Consider the following 16562-nt stretch of genomic DNA (forward strand, 5'->3'; position numbering starts at 1 on the left):
TCCTTAAGTCCATCTCCGGGACTGTCTCTCTCTGCGCTTCACACCACGGGCCATGTTTCTGGCGCTTAACGTCAGATGCCTGTTTGTCGGCCGTCTCTCGGACGCTTGGCGCTTCGGCTTGGCGCCGAAGCACCTGAGCACCAGCATCGGCTATCTAGTGCCGGTTGTTCCGCAGGGGTCAACCAGCACGCTACACTCGGCAAGAGCATCTGAAATCCGAAGCTCTCATAACCACTTCCGATTTACGACGCCCTTCGCACGGTGGTTCAAGCGGGTTGTGCAGGTTCTCAAGCTTTGGCGGTGTGGCACATCGTTTGGTGCCCATGACGGTGTTTGCGGGCAGGCCATCAAATCGCGGGTTTTTATTTTCTTTTGTGATCGACTTTAATCCCCGGTATTGGGGGAAAGAGTTCTGGTGCTTTCGACGCTTGCGTGCAGCCCTCGGGCTTTCGGTCTGTGTTTGACGGGCGAAACGCCGTTTGATGTGCCTGTCCCGGGCGGTTTTCTTGCTTTCAGGGTGATTTTCCCGAATCACCCGAACCGGGCAGGGGGATTTCGGGCGATTGATGCGATGGATTCGCATCGATTCTTTTTCCATATTCGAAAGTCCGCTTTTCTTTGGTGATCAAAAAATAGCCTCCCACATCGGAAATTCAGACCGATTGGCGGGCATTGTCATAAAATTGTGATCAAAAAATATGCATTGATATTTTTGACGAAAAAATAGTCAAAAAGCTATTGCGTCCTCCCCGTCAAATGGGTAATCTCCATTTGTGCGCTGCGGTAGGACGCAGTGCATTCCGGCGAGCGACTTGTCGCTCGTTTCTTGGACGTTTCCTCCCTAGACTTGGGCCGCTGTCACAGGCGGCCTTCTTTTTTGCCTGAATTCAGCCATTTAGGTTGATTTCGGCTGTCTCAATAATCCTGTTGATATGCGTTTTTAATTTTCGCGCGGATTTTTGTGCGTTGCAAATCAACCACGCCGCGCCAGTGTGTGCGGGGCTGATATTTCGGGACGCGATTGCCCTAATGGCTGCAATCGGTTCGGCTGACCCGGAATGTATTGAGATGCTTTTGACTGGTGACGTAGTTCTCGACAAATACGGCACCGGCATTCACCAGCAGTGCTATTTTCGGATCGCTGCATAAATAGGCCGCGATCTGATCATGGGAGTTGGCGGTAAAGGCAAAGGCGGGATCATAAACGATATAGGTCCGCTGAAGCTCGTTCCGGGCAGCTTTGATCATGACCAGGTCAACCGTTTCCCCCGTTGTGATCGGCAGCATCGGCTGAAGGTCGTTTGCGATCTTGCCAAGCTTCGCACTGAGCTGTTGCTGATCATCGATCGTAAAGGCGGATGTCTTGAAATTGAATGACGTATAGGCACCCAGCATCATGATCGCCAGTCCGATCATGATGCCTTTGCCGCCAGACAGCAGGGATGCCGAGCCGGATCTTATGATACCCGGCCTTGTCCGCCCGCTTTTCAAAAGCAGATAAAGATTGAGAACCGGGATAAATCCCAGAATGGCCAGTTGCTTCTGCCCGCCGATATCAAGCGCCCGGGCAACAGAAAGGCGGCCAAGGACAAAGCCCGCCACCATGGCGACAAGCAGCGGATATACCGTGATCACCCAGTAAAGATTATGCTCGATCGCGGGCATGGTGAAAACATAGGCGACCCCGGAAAGCGCAATGGCAAATCCCAGAAGCGAAAGTCTGACAAAATACTGTGTTCGCGTGATCGATATGTTGTTTCTGCGCGACATCGCGCCAAGCAATCCGGCAGCGGCAAACATGCAGAAATTCACCGCACGGGCAGCCTGATCGGGCAGGCCGGCATAGCTGGTCGCAAGATCGTTCAGCATCTTATCGCTCTTTCCCCCGATTGCGGATCACGCGTCGGAGAATAGGAGCGTTTCAGGCCCCGCGGAACTAGCTGCAAGAGTAGGTTTTGCAGTTTATTTTAGAAAAATCGAATAATAAGTGTGTCGGGCTGGATATGTTCCCGGATCAGGGGCTTGATTCCGGAATTATTTCTCGCGCGAGGGGTTGTTTTGCGGGGTTGTCCCATCGCCATCGCCAAGGCCGCGCTGCATGATCACGCTATCGACCCAGCGGCCCAGCTTGAACCCGGCCGACTGAAGGGTTCCGGCAACCCTAAAGCCAAGCCGCGCATGAAGCCCGATCGATGCCACATTGGCACTGTCGCCAATCACGGCTACCATCTGGCGGTAACCAAGGGCGGTACACCGTTTGATCAGCTCCGAAAGCAGGGCACGCCCCGCACCCTTGCCGACAACATCGGGCGCGATATAGATCGTGTCTTCGACGGTAAAGCGATAGGCCGGGCGCGTTCTGTATGATCCGGCATAGGCAAAGCCTTCGACCCGGCCGTCAAGTTCGGCGACAAGATAGGGCAGGCCGCGTTCGCGCACATGCTGCCAGCGTGATGTCAGTTCGGCAATTTCGGGTGCACGTTCTTCAAATGATGCCAGCCCGTGCAGGACGTGATGGCCATAGATTTCGGTAATGCGTTCGAAATCTTCGGGTTCGGCATCGCGGATCACCAGATCGTGCAAAACAACGCTGGTCGCAGTATCGGTCATTAAAACGGGTTCCCGTCGAGATCATGGAAGGCCGCAATCAGATTGGTCATCTGATCACGCAGAATGTCAAAGCCGCGATGCGGGGTGATTGTGGCTTCGTCCATGTAAAGCGCGCGTGACAGCTCGATCTGAAGACTGTGCACATGCTCTTCGGGGCGGCCGTAATGGCGCGTGCAATATCCCCCGGCATAGGGGTCATTATGCGCCGGGCCAAAGCCCATATTGCGAAGACAATCATCCACAAACCGCGTCAATGACGGGTGGCATGAACTTCCATAGCAATCGCCAAGCACCAGATCAACGCGGTTTTTCATGCTGTCGGTGGAATCACCGGGCATTGAATGGCAATCAATCAGAATGCAATAGCCGAAACTGTCGCGTGTCTGATCAATCAGTTTCTGCAACGCGCTGTGATAGGGCCGGTAATAGGTATCAATCCGCTCGAATGCTTCTTCGACGGGCAGGCGGCTTTTGTAAATCTCGACCCCGCCGCTGACCACGCGCGGGATCGATCCAAGCCCCGAAAGCGCGCGCATCGAATTGATTTCCGCATCATCGGGCAGATCGCCTTCGAACATGCGCGGATCAAGTTCCATCGCGGCCCGGTTCACATCGACATAGGCACGCGGAAATGTCGCGCATAAAAGCGGTGCGCCAAGTTTCGGGGCGGCTGTAAACAGCTGATCGACAAAGGCATCTTCCGATGCGCGCAGTTCGAACGATCCGATCCGCGCGCTTTCAATAAGGTCCTGGGGGTACTGGCGTCCTGAATGTGGGGATGCAAACACCACTGGCAATGTTTGCCGTGGTGGCAGGATAACAGTAGCTGGGCCGGTTGAGGTAATTTCCGAAGGCAACTGGTTCATTGTCGTGCGTAACGTCCATCCCTGGTAACAGTGTTCTTCAATATCCCGCGGTCCCCAAAACCATCCTGCACCCGATCAGGTGCAGCAGGCTTCCCTAGCATATGGTAATTGGAGCAGAATTGATGAAGATTTTTTGTCAAAAAACCATTTCTGGGGTTGCACCTTTGTCTGCCTTGGGCTAAATACCGCCTCGCCGACGCAAACGGCACGGACCAATCCTTTCACCCTGATCGGGGCGGTCTTTTAAAAGATGGATTTGCGGGCCTATAGCTCAGTTGGTTAGAGCGTTCGCTTGACATGCGAGAGGTCACAAGTTCGAGTCTTGTTAGGCCCACCATCTTTTGCACCCATAGGGGCCTATAGCTCAGTTGGTTAGAGCGTTCGCTTGACATGCGAGAGGTCACAAGTTCGAGTCTTGTTAGGCCCACCATTCCCACCCCGCCGGGTTGCCGCGCGGGGTTTTGTGTTTCTCGGGGTTTTGTGTTTCTGGCCCGATCCTCACCGCATTTGCGCAATGCTTTTTCTGAACCGCATGGCGCTGAATGCGAAAAAGGCGCTGCCGATCACAAAGACCAAAAGAAATTCCGGCCACACCACATCAATGCCCGCTCCGCGAAACAGGATGGCTTGGGCATATTTCACGAAATGGGTCGATGGGGCGATCTGCATGATGTTCTGAAGGGTTTCGGGCATGCTTTCAAGCGGGGTGGTGCCCCCCGAAAGCATGCGCAGCGGCAGGACGACCAGGATAAACAGCAACCCGAATTGCGGCATGGATCGCGTCATGGTCGCCAGGAAAATGCCAAGGGCCGTGGCAAAGAACAGATAAAGCACCGTACCGGCCATGAATAACAGCTTTGATCCGATCACCGGCACGCCAAGGATCAGCTCGACCACAAAGGTCAGTGACAGCGTGCTGGCAATCAGAATGACAAGCCCGTTGGCCCAGACCTTTGCCATCATGATTTCAAACGGATCAAGCGGCATGACCAGAAGGTGTTCGATCGTGCCATGTTCGCGTTCGCGAATAAGGGCTGCCCCCGAAAGAATGATCGACAGCATGGTAATGGCATTGATGATTTCCATGGTCGCGGTAAACCACGAACTGGTCGCATTCTGGTTATAGGCATAGCGCGTGACGATCTGTGCCGTGCTGTCGCCATTGGCCCCGGCATAGGCCGATTTGCCACCAAGCCAGGTTGATACTTCGCGCGATATGATATTGCTGACATATCCTTGGCCGATCCCGGCCTGCATCATCGCTGTGGCATCGATATTAAGCTGCACTTCCGGATTGCGCCCGCCAATCAGGTCGCGTTCGAATTGCGGCGGGATCACCAGTACAAAGGTGAATTCACCGCTATCCATTGCCGCATCAAGGTCGCGTTCCTCGATCTGGACCGGGTTCTGGAAAAATGGCGGCAGGAATGAATCACGGATGCGCAGAGAAAGTGCCGATCCGTCCTGATCGGAAATTGCGATCGACGCATGGTTGAGGTCATGGGAAAACCCGGTCGCCGCGTTATAGATCGCAAATGAAAACGCCCAGACAATCAGGATCATCAGAACGATGTCGCGTTTAAGGCTGTAAAGCTCCTTGATGCCAAGCCGATAGATATTGCTGATCCGTCTTGCCAACATCACTTAGGCCTCCTGCTTTTTCAAAAGCAGCATCGAAATTATGCTGAGTGCCGGGAAGAAGATCGCAAGCTTGATCAGTTCGGGATACAGCTCGGCAAAGCCAAGCGCCTTGGTAAAGGTGCCGACACTGATCGACATGAAATGCGATGTCGGGATGATGGTCGAAAGAACCGCCGGTGCGCCTTCCAGTGATGAAATCGGCTGCATCATTCCTGAAAACATCACCGATGGCACCATGGTAATGATCGCCGTGCCAAACAGGGCGGCAATCTGGGTGCTGGTAAAGGACGAAATCAAAAGACCAAGCCCCGTGGTCGAAATCACAAACAATGTTGCCCCGAGCAAAAGCGTCAATCCATTGCCGCGCAACGGCACCTCAAACCAGAACAGCGCCATGGCGCTCATCAGAACAAAGTTGATCAGGCCAAGCGCGATATAGGGCAACTGTTTGCCCAACAGAAACTCAAGCTTTGAAACCGGGGTGACATAAAGATTGGTGATCGATCCCAGTTCCTTTTCACGCACCACGCCCACTGCCATCAGAACGGCCGGAATAAACATCAGAAGCAGGGAAATCACCGATGGCACCATGGCATAGATGCTTTTGAAATCCTGATTGTAGCGATACCGGGTTTCAATCTGGATCGGCAGGGATGATGTCGTGCTGCCATCCTCGCGGCGGGCTGTCTCGCTCAGATACCGTTGATGGATGCCTTCGACATAGCCATGAATGGTCTCGGCCCGGAACGGCATGGTGCCGTCAATAAAGGCCCCGATTTCCGGGCTGGTACCCCGGCCGACATCGCGCCCGAAACCGGGCGGGATTTCAATCGCCAGTGAAATGCTGCCCGACAGCAATCGTGCCTCAAGATCGGCATTGCTGATCAGCGGTTCGTGTTCCCGGAAATAGCGCGATCCCGAAAGATTTTCGATATAGGTCCGGCTTTCCGGTGTCTGATCGCGGTCCAGCACCGCATAGGTCAGGTTTTCAACATCAAACGTAATGCCATAGCCAAAGACCGGCATCAGGATCGCCGTCCCGATCAGGGCAAACATCAGCCGGATCGGATCACGGATCAGCTCCATGGTTTCGCGCAATGAATAGGCCCAAAGTCGACGCGGGCTGAATATCGATGCCTTTGCCGGTTTCCAGTGATCGGGTTGAATGTCATCGCCCGAAATCTGATCCGGGTCCGGTTCGGGGGCGGTTTCCTGTTCTCCGCTGGCTTCGACCAGATAACTGATAAAGGCTTCTTCAAGGGTGTCTGATCCGCGTCCCTTGGTAATCGCGTCCGGGGTGTCGCTGATCAACACCTTGCCGGCATGCATCAGTGAAATGCGATCGCACCGCTCCGCCTCATTCATGAAATGGGTGGAAATAAAGATCGTCACACCCTGCTTGCGCGAAAGTTCGACCAGCAATTCCCAAAACCCGTCACGCGCCACCGGATCAACACCTGATGTCGGTTCATCAAGGATCAGGATTTCCGGGTCATGAATGATCGCAACCGCCAGCGACAAGCGTTGCCGCACACCAAGCGGAAGGCGCTCTGCCAGGTCATCGTGATATTCACCAAGCCCGAACCGCTCGGAAAGCGCGTCAATACGCGGCTTGATCTGATCTTCAGACAGGTGAAACAGCCGCGCATGCAGCTCAAGGTTCTGCATAACGGTCAGCTCGGAATAAAGCGAAAAGGCCTGGCTCATATAGCCAACCTTGCGGCGAAGCTCGATATCCTGCCCGTCGACCGGCTTGCCAAACAGTTCTGCCGTGCCTTCGGTGGCTGCCAAAAGCCCGGTCAGCATCTTCATGGTCGTGGTTTTGCCGCAACCGTTCGAGCCCAGAAACCCGAAAATCTCGCCTTTTTCGATGCGGAAGCTGACATTGTCCACGGCGGTAAAATCGCCAAATCGCTGGGTCAGGTTTTCGGCAACAATGGCCGGTCTGTCGCCATGGCTGGTGCGCGGCGGAATGACCAGTTCATGATGCCCGCTGCGTTCTTCCTCGGGCAAAAGGGCGATAAAGGCCGCTTCAAGGTTATCCGTACCGGTCCGGCTCAGGATGTCATCGGCACTGCCGGTCGCAAGGATCTTGCCGTCATTCATCGCAATCAGATGATCAAACCGGGCGGCCTCATCCATATAGGCGGTGGCGACAAGGACCGTCATCTCGCGCCGGGTTTCTCTGATTGCGTCAATCAGTTGCCAGAATTGCCGTCGCGACAGGGGATCAACCCCGGTGGTCGGTTCATCCAAAATCAGGATATCGGGATCATGAATAAGCGCGCAACACAGACCAAGCTTCTGCTTCATCCCGCCCGAAAGCTTTCCGGCAGGCCGTTCGGTAAAGGGTGCCAGTCCGGTCGCCTTGGTAAGGGACGCAATCCGCTCGTTGCGTTCTCGCTTGCCCTGGCCAAACAATCGGCCAAAGAAATCAAGGTTTTCGCGGATCGTCAGATCCATATAAAGGTTCTTGCCAAGCCCCTGGGGCATATAGGCAATCCGGGGCAGGATATCGTTGCGGTGCCCGCGATCGGCCATTGATCCGCCCAATGTTTCAACCAGCCCGTCCTGAACCTTGCGCGCCCCCGATATCAGGGCAAGGGCAGTCGATTTGCCGACACCATCAGGCCCGATAAAGCCCACGGTCTGTCCGGTCGGGATTTCCAGATCAATATGATCAAGGGCCGTGACCTTGCCATAGCGGTGGCACACATCTTTAAGCCGCACGGCATGTTCGATGGCATGACCGGCGCCCTGAACGACGCCCTGACCGACAGCGTGAGCGGGCTTTGAGCCGGTATCACTCATTACTTCATGCTCTGGCGAAGGGTGGCGTCATCGGGCACGTTTGGCGTGAATGCATCGGGCCAGTCCCGATGATCGGCCAGCATTATATAGGCCTCACCCGGAAGGCCGGTCTTGACCCGCTTGATATGTTCGGCAAGCAATTCCCGATCAATCCGCACCTTGACCCGGAACATCAGCTTGTCACGTTCGGACCGTGTCTCGACCTCGCGCGGGGTGAATTGCGCGTCATCGGCAACAAACGATACCTTGGCCGGGATCACAAAGCCCGGCGCGGCATCGAGCATGATGCGCACCTCATTGCCAACAAAGGCCAAACCGGCCTGTCGCGTGGGCAGGAACACATTCATGTAAACATCGCTCAGATCAATCATCGTGATGACCGGCCCGCCACCCGACAAAACCTCGCCCGGTTCGGCAAGACGATATTGCACCCGGCCATCGCGCGGCGCTTTCAGGACTGAATCATCAATCTGGACCTGAATGCGTCTAAGTTCCGCTTCGGTCGCCTCGACATTGCGTTGCGCGCTCACAAGCTTGGCCTGTGCGGCACTAAGGGCCGCCTGCGCAACATCCCGATCAGCCCGACGCTGATCGACCTGTTCGCGGGAAATATTGTTGTTTTTCACCAGCTCATTGGCGCGTGCCAATTGTTGCTGGGCAAAGGAAAGCTCGCTTTGGCGCTGGATGATCAATGCCTCGGCCTCGGCAATGCCCTGTTCGGCACCGGCAACTTCGGCCCGGGCGCGCGCCTGACTGGCCATCAGTTCGGCGGTGTCCATACGTGCCAGAACCTGACCGGCACTGACCGTATCGCCCTCATCAACCAGAACCTCGTCGACCCGCCCGGCATATTTGGTTGCCACCCGGATTTCTTCGGCTTCAATGCGGCCATTGCCCGATGCGATAAAGTCGGGAAGCTCGGATTGCTGGGATTTCCAATAGGCAAAGCCGCCACCGGCAACCGCCACAATCACCACAAGAACAATCAGCACAGAACGCAGGTTCTTCATTCCATTCTCCGAGAAACGGGGCCAGGACAGGGGGCAAGGGATCTACAATCTCTGATCGTAATATCTGACCAGAGTTCGCTTACGCTTGCAATGTCCGATTTTCTGGAATGATCCTAAAGGGTTGTGACGTGCCGTTCTTTGATGTCGCGCAAACTGTCCAACGCTAAACCCAGTTCTCCAGCCGTAAGCCGTCGACCCGTTCAAATTCACGGGTGTTATTGGTGACAAGGATAAGGCCGTGACTGCGCGCATGACCGGCAATCATCATGTCATATGGCCCGATGACGTTGCCTTCGCGTTCAAGTGTGCTTCGGATATCGCCATAATGACCGGCGGCATCGGTATCGAAATCAAGAACACTCAGGCGTGCAGCAAATTCTTCGATGGTGCGAAGGTTGCTTTCGGGTTTGGCCGATTTCATGGCGCCATAAATCAATTCTGCAAGTGTCACCGATGAAATTGCCATCGCACCGCTATGGGTGCGGAACTTCTCGCGGCAGGAGGCCGGGCGGTTCTTGATGACATAGATGCAGATATTGGTATCAAGCATGAACCGCAGCATTAAAACCCATCCCGTTCCTGCATGGCGGGCTGGTTTCGGTCTTCCATGAAATCGTCACTGACGGCATGACCATCAAAGAACGTATCCCAAAGATGGTCGCTTGGGACGATCACGCGGGTCACCCCGACCGAGATCACTTCAACCGTTTTTGTGCCTTCGGGAAAGGCGACATCCTTGGGCAGGCGCACGGCCTGCGTCTTGTTGTTCAGGAATACGGATGCTTGCGTCATGGCGACCTCCTGCAAGGATGGATCGGGGGAGGTTATTGTCGCGATTTTGAATGTATATGTCAATTGTATATACTTGAATGATGCGGGTTAGGCCATCTCAAGATCAAACACCACCAACCCCGCCAAACCATCGTCAAGCATCCCGACCAGTTGCCCGCCAAGTTTCTGATGCTCGGGATGTTCAAGATAGGCATCACGCGCGGCGGCATCATCAAAGTCAATGCAGAACCCGTGGCGGAACCCCTGTTCAAGGTTTTCCGGGCTGACCGATATGCCGCCGTCAAAGCCCCGCATACCGGGGATAAGCGTGCCAAGATTGGCAAGGGCATCAAACAGCGATGTGATGTCATCCTGCTTGATGCCCGATTGGAATTTGACCAGAACGATATGGCGGATCATGACAAGACCTTTGTGAAGGTTGGCTTTGCCTGATTTCACCTTTGTTTCGTTTGGTCTGTCAACTGATGTGAACGTGATCAGCGACCATGAAGGCTTGCTGCAATGCTGTCCCCGATGATCGAAATGCCAAGATCAAGTTCTTCTTCGGTAATGGTCAGCGGCGGGGCAATGCGGAACACGCCGCCCATGCCCGGAAGCTTGACGATATTCATGCTAAGCCCGCGCTTGAATGCCTCACTCGCAAGCGCCGCCCCCAGGTCATGATCGGGCGCACCGCCATCCTTGACGATCTCCATACCAAGCATAAGCCCGCGTCCGCGCACATCACCCACGCATGAATATTGTTCTTTCAACGCAGCCAACCCGTCAAACAGCCGTTTGCCCATGTGACCGGCCCGCGCCACAAGGTTTTCCTCGGCCACAACATCAAGAACCGTCACGCCCACGGCGGCGGGCAGGGGGTCTGACACATGGGTGGTATAGAAAAGATAGCCCTTTTCATGGGCGGCATCTTCGATTTCCGGCGTGGTCATCACGGCCGAAAGCGGCAATCCGGCCCCGATGGTTTTTGAAAGGGTGAGGATATCGGGCATCACGCCATCGCGTTCAAAGGCAAACATGGTGCCCGTACGGCCAATGCCGGTCTGGGCTTCGTCCAGGATCAACAGCATCCCGCGCTCAACGCATTTCTGCTTGAGTGCGGCAAGGTAACCTTTGGGAAGTTCCAGCATCCCGCCGCTTGATAAGATCGGCTCGGCGACGAATGCCGCAAGATTGCCGGTTGATTGCGCATCAATCAGGTTAAAGGCGTCATCAAGTTCGGTCTGCCAGTCAAGCGATCCGTCGGCATTTTTAAACCGCGGGCGAAACGCATTGGGGGCCGGAATGGCAAGCGATCCGACCGCCGCCGGGCCATAACCCTTGCGCCCCGCACTATAGGTTGCCGATGCCGCAACCCCGGTCATCCCGTGCCAGCTTTTGGAAAAGGCCACAATCTCATGCTTGCCGGTCACAAGCTTTGCCATGCGAATGGCGGCTTCGTTGCTTTCGGCACCCGTCGACAGCAAAAGCACACGATCAAGCCCCGGCGCAAGGGCGGCCAAACGTTCGGCCAAGGTCACCACCGGGCGGGTCAACATGCCGCTAAACAGGTGGGCCACCGTTTCGACCTGACGCTGCACAGTCTCGACGATTTTCGGGTGCCCATGCCCCAGAACCGCACTCATCTGCCCGGATGTGAAATCAAGGATCGCACGATTATCGGCATCATAAACAAACGATCCCTTGGCACGTTCGATAATTGCGGGTTCAAACGTTCCGCCATAGCGGATCAGGTGTTTTTGGGTGGCATCCCAGAATTTCGGATCGGCATTGTTTGACATGGTTGGCTCCCTGCAAGCGTGTGTCTTTGATGGATACAGGGTATCGGCTGTTGATATCTTCGTAAAATTGATAATGATGGCATTCCGGTATTGGAAAAATTGATATGCGGTGGCAAAGCCATGCAAACCCTACTTGATCTTAAACTGCTGACGACCTTTGTGCGCGCCGCCCATTCCGGGACGCTCAGCGCCACCGCCCTTCAGGTCGGGCGCACGCAATCAACCGTCACCATGCAGATACAGCGTCTTGAAGATGCGCTGGGCCAGACGCTTTTTCATCGCAGCGGCAGTGGCGTTACCCTGACCGGAAGTGGTGAACGGTTTCTTGGCTATGCCGAACGGATTTTGAAACTGCATGACGAGGCGGTTTTTGCCTTTTCCGACCGGGGCCTGCGCGGATCGATGGTGTTTGGCTGTCCCGAGGATTACCTGATCGCCTTTTTTCCGGCCCTGCTTAAAAGCTTCGGGACGATCTATCCTGATGTCGAGATCAGGGTGGTTTCGGCCCCGACGCCGGAACTCCATAAAATGCTGCGTGCGCGTCAGATCGATCTGGCACTGGTCTCTGTCGCCAACCCGAACGGGGAGCCCGATATCGCACGGACCGAACAACTGGCCTGGGTCGGTGCCAAACCGACCCTTGATCTCCATGATTTCGGAAACGGGATCGGAACCGGCACCGGGATCGGCGATGCATCGGGGGCAGGCGACAACCCGACAACCGCCCGAACCATCCCGCTGGCCTTGCCCGCATCAAATGCCCTTGATCACAAGGCCGCGTGTGATGCCATGAACGCAGCCCAAATTCCCTACAAGATTTCCTATGCCAGCAGCAGCCTGACCGGCCTGATCGCGGTGGCCCGTTCCGGCCTTGCCATCAGTGTGATGATGCAACAGGCGGTGCCAAATGATCTTTATATCCTCAAGGCGCCGCTGCCTGCCTTGCCGAAGCTTGGCCTGAAAGTCATCGCAGGCGAGGGCACCCAAAACCCCGCCACAACCGCCTTCGCCGATCACGTCAAAAACATGCTGCCGTTTTTGTGAAAGTTGCTGCTAGCGACTCAGGTCCATTACAAAGACATCAATCCTGCCTTTAAGCTCTTGTGGCATCGACTTGATTATCTCTGAGTGCAACTGTTCACTGGATTGGATTTCAGATCGCTTTCTATCTGCAATGGCCACATCTTTTCCAAACCAAAGGACTAGATAAACTCCCTGCTGCTCTGCATCGGGATGAACAGAGTACCGTTGGTCGAGTTGAGTCGACGCAGCACTAAATAACTCGCGGTGCCATTGGCCTTTTACCTCAATCATCAATAATCTGCGTCGACCGTCTATCAGCGATGCTATGGTAATGTCGCATCGGTTGCTGTCTCTCATATGTCGCTCTATTTCAATAGCCAGATTCAGCGCAGACATCCGGCCTTTTAGAAGTTCGACAAGGCGGTTTCGGGCAGTGTTCTCGTTAACGTGTTCGTAGCCTTCGTAAAAGTTTTCGAGAGTATCTGTCTCCGCCTCTCGAATTTGCTGCTCGAGGTCTCCAAGGTTCTCTATAATGAGAGCTCGTAAATCTTCGACGCTGGCGATCTCTTGATTTCGGAGTAAGGCCATGATGTCAGACGGTGATGGTGGAGAAAAGTTTTCTAGTGCTAGTTTCCTCAAACAGAACGCTCGCTCTGAAAGGAAAGCGTTTCTGAATTTCAAGAACCTTTCTTCTGCAATCAATCGATCGAGGATCGGGATTGCATTTGCAGGAGGCGTTCTGCCAATCCGTGATGGTATTCCAGAGATATATCTGTATGCCTTCTCCCCGGGTGGTGAACTGGATCCCCAAGAAGAGGGAAGTTCCACCTCGGGCCATTGTTCGAAAAAAGCGTCGAGCACATCGTACAGTTTTTCTGGGGACAATGGAGGTGATAACTCCTCGTCGTCGGCAAGGTACCTCTCGCTCCGAGCCGCTATGCCTAGAAGATTATTCCTATCTGATTTGAGCTCTTCCCATGCCACTTTGTTGTCGTCATGGAAAAACGAATTAAGAAGCCAAAACGTTCTTCTGTCATGGTCGCTACTAGAAATTTCTCTTTTTTCTTTAGGTGAGTAGAACTCTAGCCGTTGGGAGATCAGGCTGCAGATGTCCTGTTGAGAATTTTCTTTGCATGCAGTTTTAAAAAGTTCGTATTCCGCATCGAAGGGCATGTCTGGAAAGCGCTCTAACCACTCCATTGAAAGTTTTTTGCGAACAGTTTTCAAGAAGGGTCTGGAGCCAAGCCAACTGGCAAAGTTTGGTCCCTCTGTCCTTTTTAGACCAGGTTCGATAAAGGCTCGAGCAAACTGCTCCTTATCATCGTTGTCAGAGAAAATCGCTTGATTAAGCTCTGTCTCAAAAGCATCTACTTCGGTCTCGTCCAGACCACTAGAGTTTCCTGATTTTACCCGAGCTGCGAGCAAAATGCTTTTGGGCAAGTCTTTGACAGGGAAGCCATTTCTCCAGCGGAGGAGACAAGCAACAAACAGGATTTGTGCAATTGCATGTCCTCGATGTTGTCCCATTTCTTCAAGGCTCGGGACGTGATTAGATAAATGAGGAATGCAGTTAATGAGTGCTTCTTGAGAGATTTCCCTAGAAACAAAATCTGAAATTTCAGACGACCCAAATATTTCCCAGTTGGAAAAATGTTGTAACCACCAAAAATGTTTGCCACCTCGAATAGCGTCGAGGTTTTTCTTCACATCATTTTCTATTTTCTCTTTGTTCTCTCTGTCAATGCGTTGGAGGTGATTCTTTCGTGTTGGGTGAGTGCGTTTAATTTCACGCCATTCATTAATACTATGTCGATTAAGTTGGGTCCAAATTTTTTGAAGTTCTTTATTTTTGCGCGCTTGCTTGCGTGTAAATGCTCTTACCGGATTACTTTTTTTATCGTCGCTATAATAACTATGTGGAGCCCACAGACATTTCCAAAGTTCATAAAGACTATTGTCTTCGGCGAACTTGAGGAGCTCAATTAAATCTCTTTTCTGTATCTGAATTCCAGAATGGTGGTGGTCGATTAAGAGGCCAAAGCGCACGTCACGGTACTGTTCGGCCGTATGTGCTTCGCCAAAGGCTAGTTTGTGTATGTCTTGTCGAAGGCTATGGTTGGAAGACAAAACTTTTACGGAGATACTATCTTCTGGTGTTAGCCGATTGGGAAATCTAAGTTTCTTTAACCAAGCCCACAGTCGTTCAGGATCGTAAGGCCCTTTGTTTTCGGAGAAATAGCGATCCAGAAGGCAGCCAATGGTCTTGCTGCGCCCGAAGCGGCATTCGCATTCGAAGTCCCGCTCTTTTCCGCAGGTGCATTCTAAGTCTTCAGTTAAATGATCAATATAGTCTTCAATGTGTTCAACCGGGAACTCAGCTAGAAATTTTGTGAAGTAGTAGAGGTTATACCGCTCAGTTCTGCGATATGGCCGGTTTCTTGAATACAACGCAGATATTTTTCTTAAAACAACCAATAGCACATCAAACGTGAATTGTTCTGCACCGCAAGAGGTTATTAAACGGGTCGCCATTTGTAATGACGTTCCAGTGTCTTCTGAAATGAGTTCGTCTAGAGTATGAGTAGCGTCATATTCTCCACAATCTAAAAGAAGATCATAAGCTTCGATCCTCTCTTGTTTGTGGCTTGAGCGGCACAAGGCGAGATGTTCTAGTTCATCAGTTAAATCGCTGACTACTGGCGTTCCAGCTAGCAATTCGAGAATGAGAATTTTTAGATGCGAATTTACTGTTTCGTCAGCTATCAAGGACCGTAGGGCAGAAACGGTGTCGTTTGTAAAGAACTGCCCAATGTTGAACGAACGCCACATATCGCTTCTTCTAAAATATGGGTCTTGCTCGCTTAAACACTGCAGCTGTTGAATTAGGAAAGTCTTGCTTTGCGGGGTTAGTTGTGAAGGGTCACCGTTAGCAAGAACTGCGTAAGGGTCAATCTCAATAAGCGTTTTTTGGGTTTCAATGTTCCCTAATGCAGCCATCCATCCAAACAGGCCCCGCAGTTCATCTCGTACGACTCCATTTGGAGCGATCACCGCTAAACAACGTCGAACTGATAGGCGATTTGAAGAATCTTCAGTTTGATTGACGAGGTGCTTTGCCGCAAGAAATTCAGCTACGATACGATGTACTGGTTCGTGCTCATCTTGGGTGTTCCCTAGCTTGAATAGCTGTGAGTCTAGGAGAGCTGTCCATTCTATTGAAAGAACATCTTTAAACTTACCGATGTATGGGTAGTTGTGATCATCAATTGTCTCTTTAACAGTCACCCCCGACGCGCCGGATAACAAAAGGTGTGCAAAGATATTGCCTGCTTCTTTTACAATTGCTGATGCTTCAGGGCGTCCTCTTGATGATCTACCGGAGTTAGCTTCAAGTGCTAACTGTCTAGCTGCATCTGAGTAAATTTGCAGTTTGCTCTGGAACTTTCCGTGGCTCTGAACAAAAGCATATCCAAATATCTGTAAGAACTGAGGATTCCCCAACAAGGGAGTAAGGTCGAACCGTTGTGTTTCTTTTAAGAAAGCTTCAAAGTTTTCGCCTTGAAACGCACGCTCAAAAAGCAACTTCTGCTCATCTTGGGTGAATTCAACGATAGATGCTGTTACTGCTTCTCGGCCAAATTGCTCCTCTATGAGCTTGGTTCGCGAGCTCTCCCACTCACTAGATCTACTGGCAAAGATGACTGTTCCAGTTGCCTTGCTTGCTTTGCCGAAAATATCCCAAACGTTTTCCTCGCTTACACGAGCAACTTCATCCATAGCGTCGATAATCAAGTCATTCGCGAGGGATGCTTCAGGCCTGTTTCGGAAAACTGCTGCACGCAGGCTAGAAACCTGCAGTAATTCAGCTAATCTCTTTAAAAGTTCAGTTTTTCCAGCACCCGGTGGCGCGAGAAGAATAATGAGGTCCGAGCTAGCAAGCAGCTCCTCTTCGGTGAGGATGCTCTCTCCGACCCTGATATGTCTGCTGATGTAAAACGGTGGATTTTCCAATTCGTTGCTCAAGAATT

At 52.8% G+C, this 16562-nt stretch carries 13 protein-coding genes and 2 tRNA genes; 3 read left to right on the forward strand and 12 right to left on the reverse strand.

Annotated features, from left to right (window positions below; all coding sequences use genetic code 11):
- Positions 1–190: 190 nt before the first annotated feature.
- From M9H61_RS01940 to M9H61_RS01955, 4 genes are all read right to left on the reverse strand, one after another.
- A complete protein-coding gene (locus tag M9H61_RS01940) occupies positions 191–598 on the reverse strand; it encodes a hypothetical protein (protein ID WP_250283062.1) in 408 nt (135 codons plus the stop codon).
- Positions 599–1026: 428 nt separating this feature from the next.
- A complete protein-coding gene (locus M9H61_RS01945) occupies positions 1027–1869 on the reverse strand; it encodes a hypothetical protein (protein ID WP_250283065.1) in 843 nt (280 codons plus the stop codon).
- Positions 1870–2034: 165 nt separating this feature from the next.
- The gene (locus M9H61_RS01950) at positions 2035–2610 is read right to left on the reverse strand and encodes a GNAT family N-acetyltransferase (RefSeq protein WP_068518085.1); all 576 of its coding nucleotides are present in this window, start codon (positions 2608–2610) and stop codon (positions 2035–2037) included.
- The gene (locus M9H61_RS01955) at positions 2610–3476 is read right to left on the reverse strand and encodes an N-formylglutamate amidohydrolase (protein WP_068518084.1); all 867 of its coding nucleotides are present in this window, start codon (positions 3474–3476) and stop codon (positions 2610–2612) included. Before M9H61_RS01955 ends, M9H61_RS01950 begins: the two co-directional genes overlap by 1 nt.
- 260 nt (positions 3477–3736) lie before the next feature.
- On the opposite strand from M9H61_RS01955, the gene M9H61_RS01960 reads away from it, so the two are divergent.
- Positions 3737–3813: transfer RNA gene (locus M9H61_RS01960), tRNA-Val, on the forward strand.
- Between the two features lie 16 nt (positions 3814–3829).
- Positions 3830–3906 (forward strand) — tRNA-Val (locus M9H61_RS01965).
- A gap of 68 nt (positions 3907–3974) precedes the next feature.
- Here M9H61_RS01965 and M9H61_RS01970 read toward each other — a convergent pair.
- From M9H61_RS01970 to M9H61_RS02000, 7 genes are all read right to left on the reverse strand, one after another.
- Positions 3975–5117, reverse strand: coding sequence for an ABC transporter permease (locus M9H61_RS01970; protein WP_068518083.1), 1143 nt, complete (start codon positions 5115–5117; stop codon positions 3975–3977).
- Between the two features lie 3 nt (positions 5118–5120).
- The gene (gene rbbA / locus M9H61_RS01975) at positions 5121–7928 is read right to left on the reverse strand and encodes a ribosome-associated ATPase/putative transporter RbbA (protein ID WP_250283067.1); all 2808 of its coding nucleotides are present in this window, start codon (positions 7926–7928) and stop codon (positions 5121–5123) included.
- The gene (locus M9H61_RS01980; RefSeq protein WP_250283069.1) at positions 7928–8938 is read right to left on the reverse strand and encodes an HlyD family secretion protein; all 1011 of its coding nucleotides are present in this window, start codon (positions 8936–8938) and stop codon (positions 7928–7930) included. The genes rbbA and M9H61_RS01980 overlap by 1 nt, the downstream gene beginning before the upstream one ends.
- Positions 8939–9101: 163 nt before the next feature.
- Positions 9102–9500 (reverse strand): tRNA(fMet)-specific endonuclease VapC, encoded by a 399-nt coding sequence (gene vapC / locus M9H61_RS01985; protein ID WP_250283071.1) that lies wholly within the window; start codon positions 9498–9500, stop codon positions 9102–9104.
- Positions 9500–9730 (reverse strand): type II toxin-antitoxin system VapB family antitoxin, encoded by a 231-nt coding sequence (gene vapB, locus M9H61_RS01990; protein WP_228195922.1) that lies wholly within the window; start codon positions 9728–9730, stop codon positions 9500–9502. The genes vapC and vapB overlap by 1 nt, the downstream gene beginning before the upstream one ends.
- A gap of 87 nt (positions 9731–9817) precedes the next feature.
- Complete coding sequence (locus tag M9H61_RS01995) at positions 9818–10168, reverse strand: Dabb family protein (protein ID WP_250283073.1); 351 nt, start codon at positions 10166–10168, stop codon at positions 9818–9820.
- A 38-nt stretch (positions 10169–10206) separates the two neighbouring features.
- The gene (locus M9H61_RS02000; protein WP_250283075.1) at positions 10207–11511 is read right to left on the reverse strand and encodes an aspartate aminotransferase family protein; all 1305 of its coding nucleotides are present in this window, start codon (positions 11509–11511) and stop codon (positions 10207–10209) included.
- A 120-nt stretch (positions 11512–11631) separates the two neighbouring features.
- Here M9H61_RS02000 and M9H61_RS02005 point away from each other — a divergent pair, with 120 nt between their 5' ends.
- Entirely contained in the window at positions 11632–12555 is a 924-nt protein-coding gene (locus tag M9H61_RS02005) for a LysR family transcriptional regulator (RefSeq protein WP_250283077.1), read from the forward strand.
- 9 nt (positions 12556–12564) lie between these two features.
- On the opposite strand, the gene M9H61_RS02010 is transcribed toward M9H61_RS02005, so the two are convergent.
- On the reverse strand, positions 12565–16545 hold the full coding sequence (locus M9H61_RS02010; RefSeq protein ID WP_250283078.1) for a hypothetical protein: 3981 nt from the start codon (positions 16543–16545) through the stop codon (positions 12565–12567).
- Positions 16546–16562 lie beyond the last annotated feature (17 nt).

Origin of the sequence: Thalassospira sp. GO-4 (assembly GCF_023588965.1) — a bacterium.
GTDB lineage: Bacteria > Pseudomonadota > Alphaproteobacteria > Rhodospirillales > Thalassospiraceae > Thalassospira > Thalassospira povalilytica.

Excerpts from the sequence above, each read along its gene's own strand:
- M9H61_RS01940 (WP_250283062.1), bottom strand. The coding sequence starts at position 598 with ATGGAAAAAGAATCGATGCGAATCCATCGCATCAATCGCCCGAAATCC.
- M9H61_RS01945 (WP_250283065.1), bottom strand. The coding sequence starts at position 1,869 with ATGCTGAACGATCTTGCGACCAGCTATGCCGGCCTGCCCGATCAGGCT.
- M9H61_RS01950 (WP_068518085.1), bottom strand. The coding sequence starts at position 2,610 with ATGACCGATACTGCGACCAGCGTTGTTTTGCACGATCTGGTGATCCGC.
- M9H61_RS01955 (WP_068518084.1), bottom strand. The coding sequence starts at position 3,476 with ATGAACCAGTTGCCTTCGGAAATTACCTCAACCGGCCCAGCTACTGTT.
- M9H61_RS01970 (WP_068518083.1), bottom strand. The coding sequence starts at position 5,117 with ATGTTGGCAAGACGGATCAGCAATATCTATCGGCTTGGCATCAAGGAG.
- rbbA (WP_250283067.1), bottom strand. The coding sequence starts at position 7,928 with ATGAGTGATACCGGCTCAAAGCCCGCTCACGCTGTCGGTCAGGGCGTC.
- M9H61_RS01980 (WP_250283069.1), bottom strand. The coding sequence starts at position 8,938 with ATGAAGAACCTGCGTTCTGTGCTGATTGTTCTTGTGGTGATTGTGGCG.
- vapC (WP_250283071.1), bottom strand. The coding sequence starts at position 9,500 with ATGCTGCGGTTCATGCTTGATACCAATATCTGCATCTATGTCATCAAG.
- vapB (WP_228195922.1), bottom strand. The coding sequence starts at position 9,730 with ATGACGCAAGCATCCGTATTCCTGAACAACAAGACGCAGGCCGTGCGC.
- M9H61_RS02000 (WP_250283075.1), bottom strand. The coding sequence starts at position 11,511 with ATGTCAAACAATGCCGATCCGAAATTCTGGGATGCCACCCAAAAACAC.
- M9H61_RS02005 (WP_250283077.1), top strand. The coding sequence starts at position 11,632 with ATGCAAACCCTACTTGATCTTAAACTGCTGACGACCTTTGTGCGCGCC.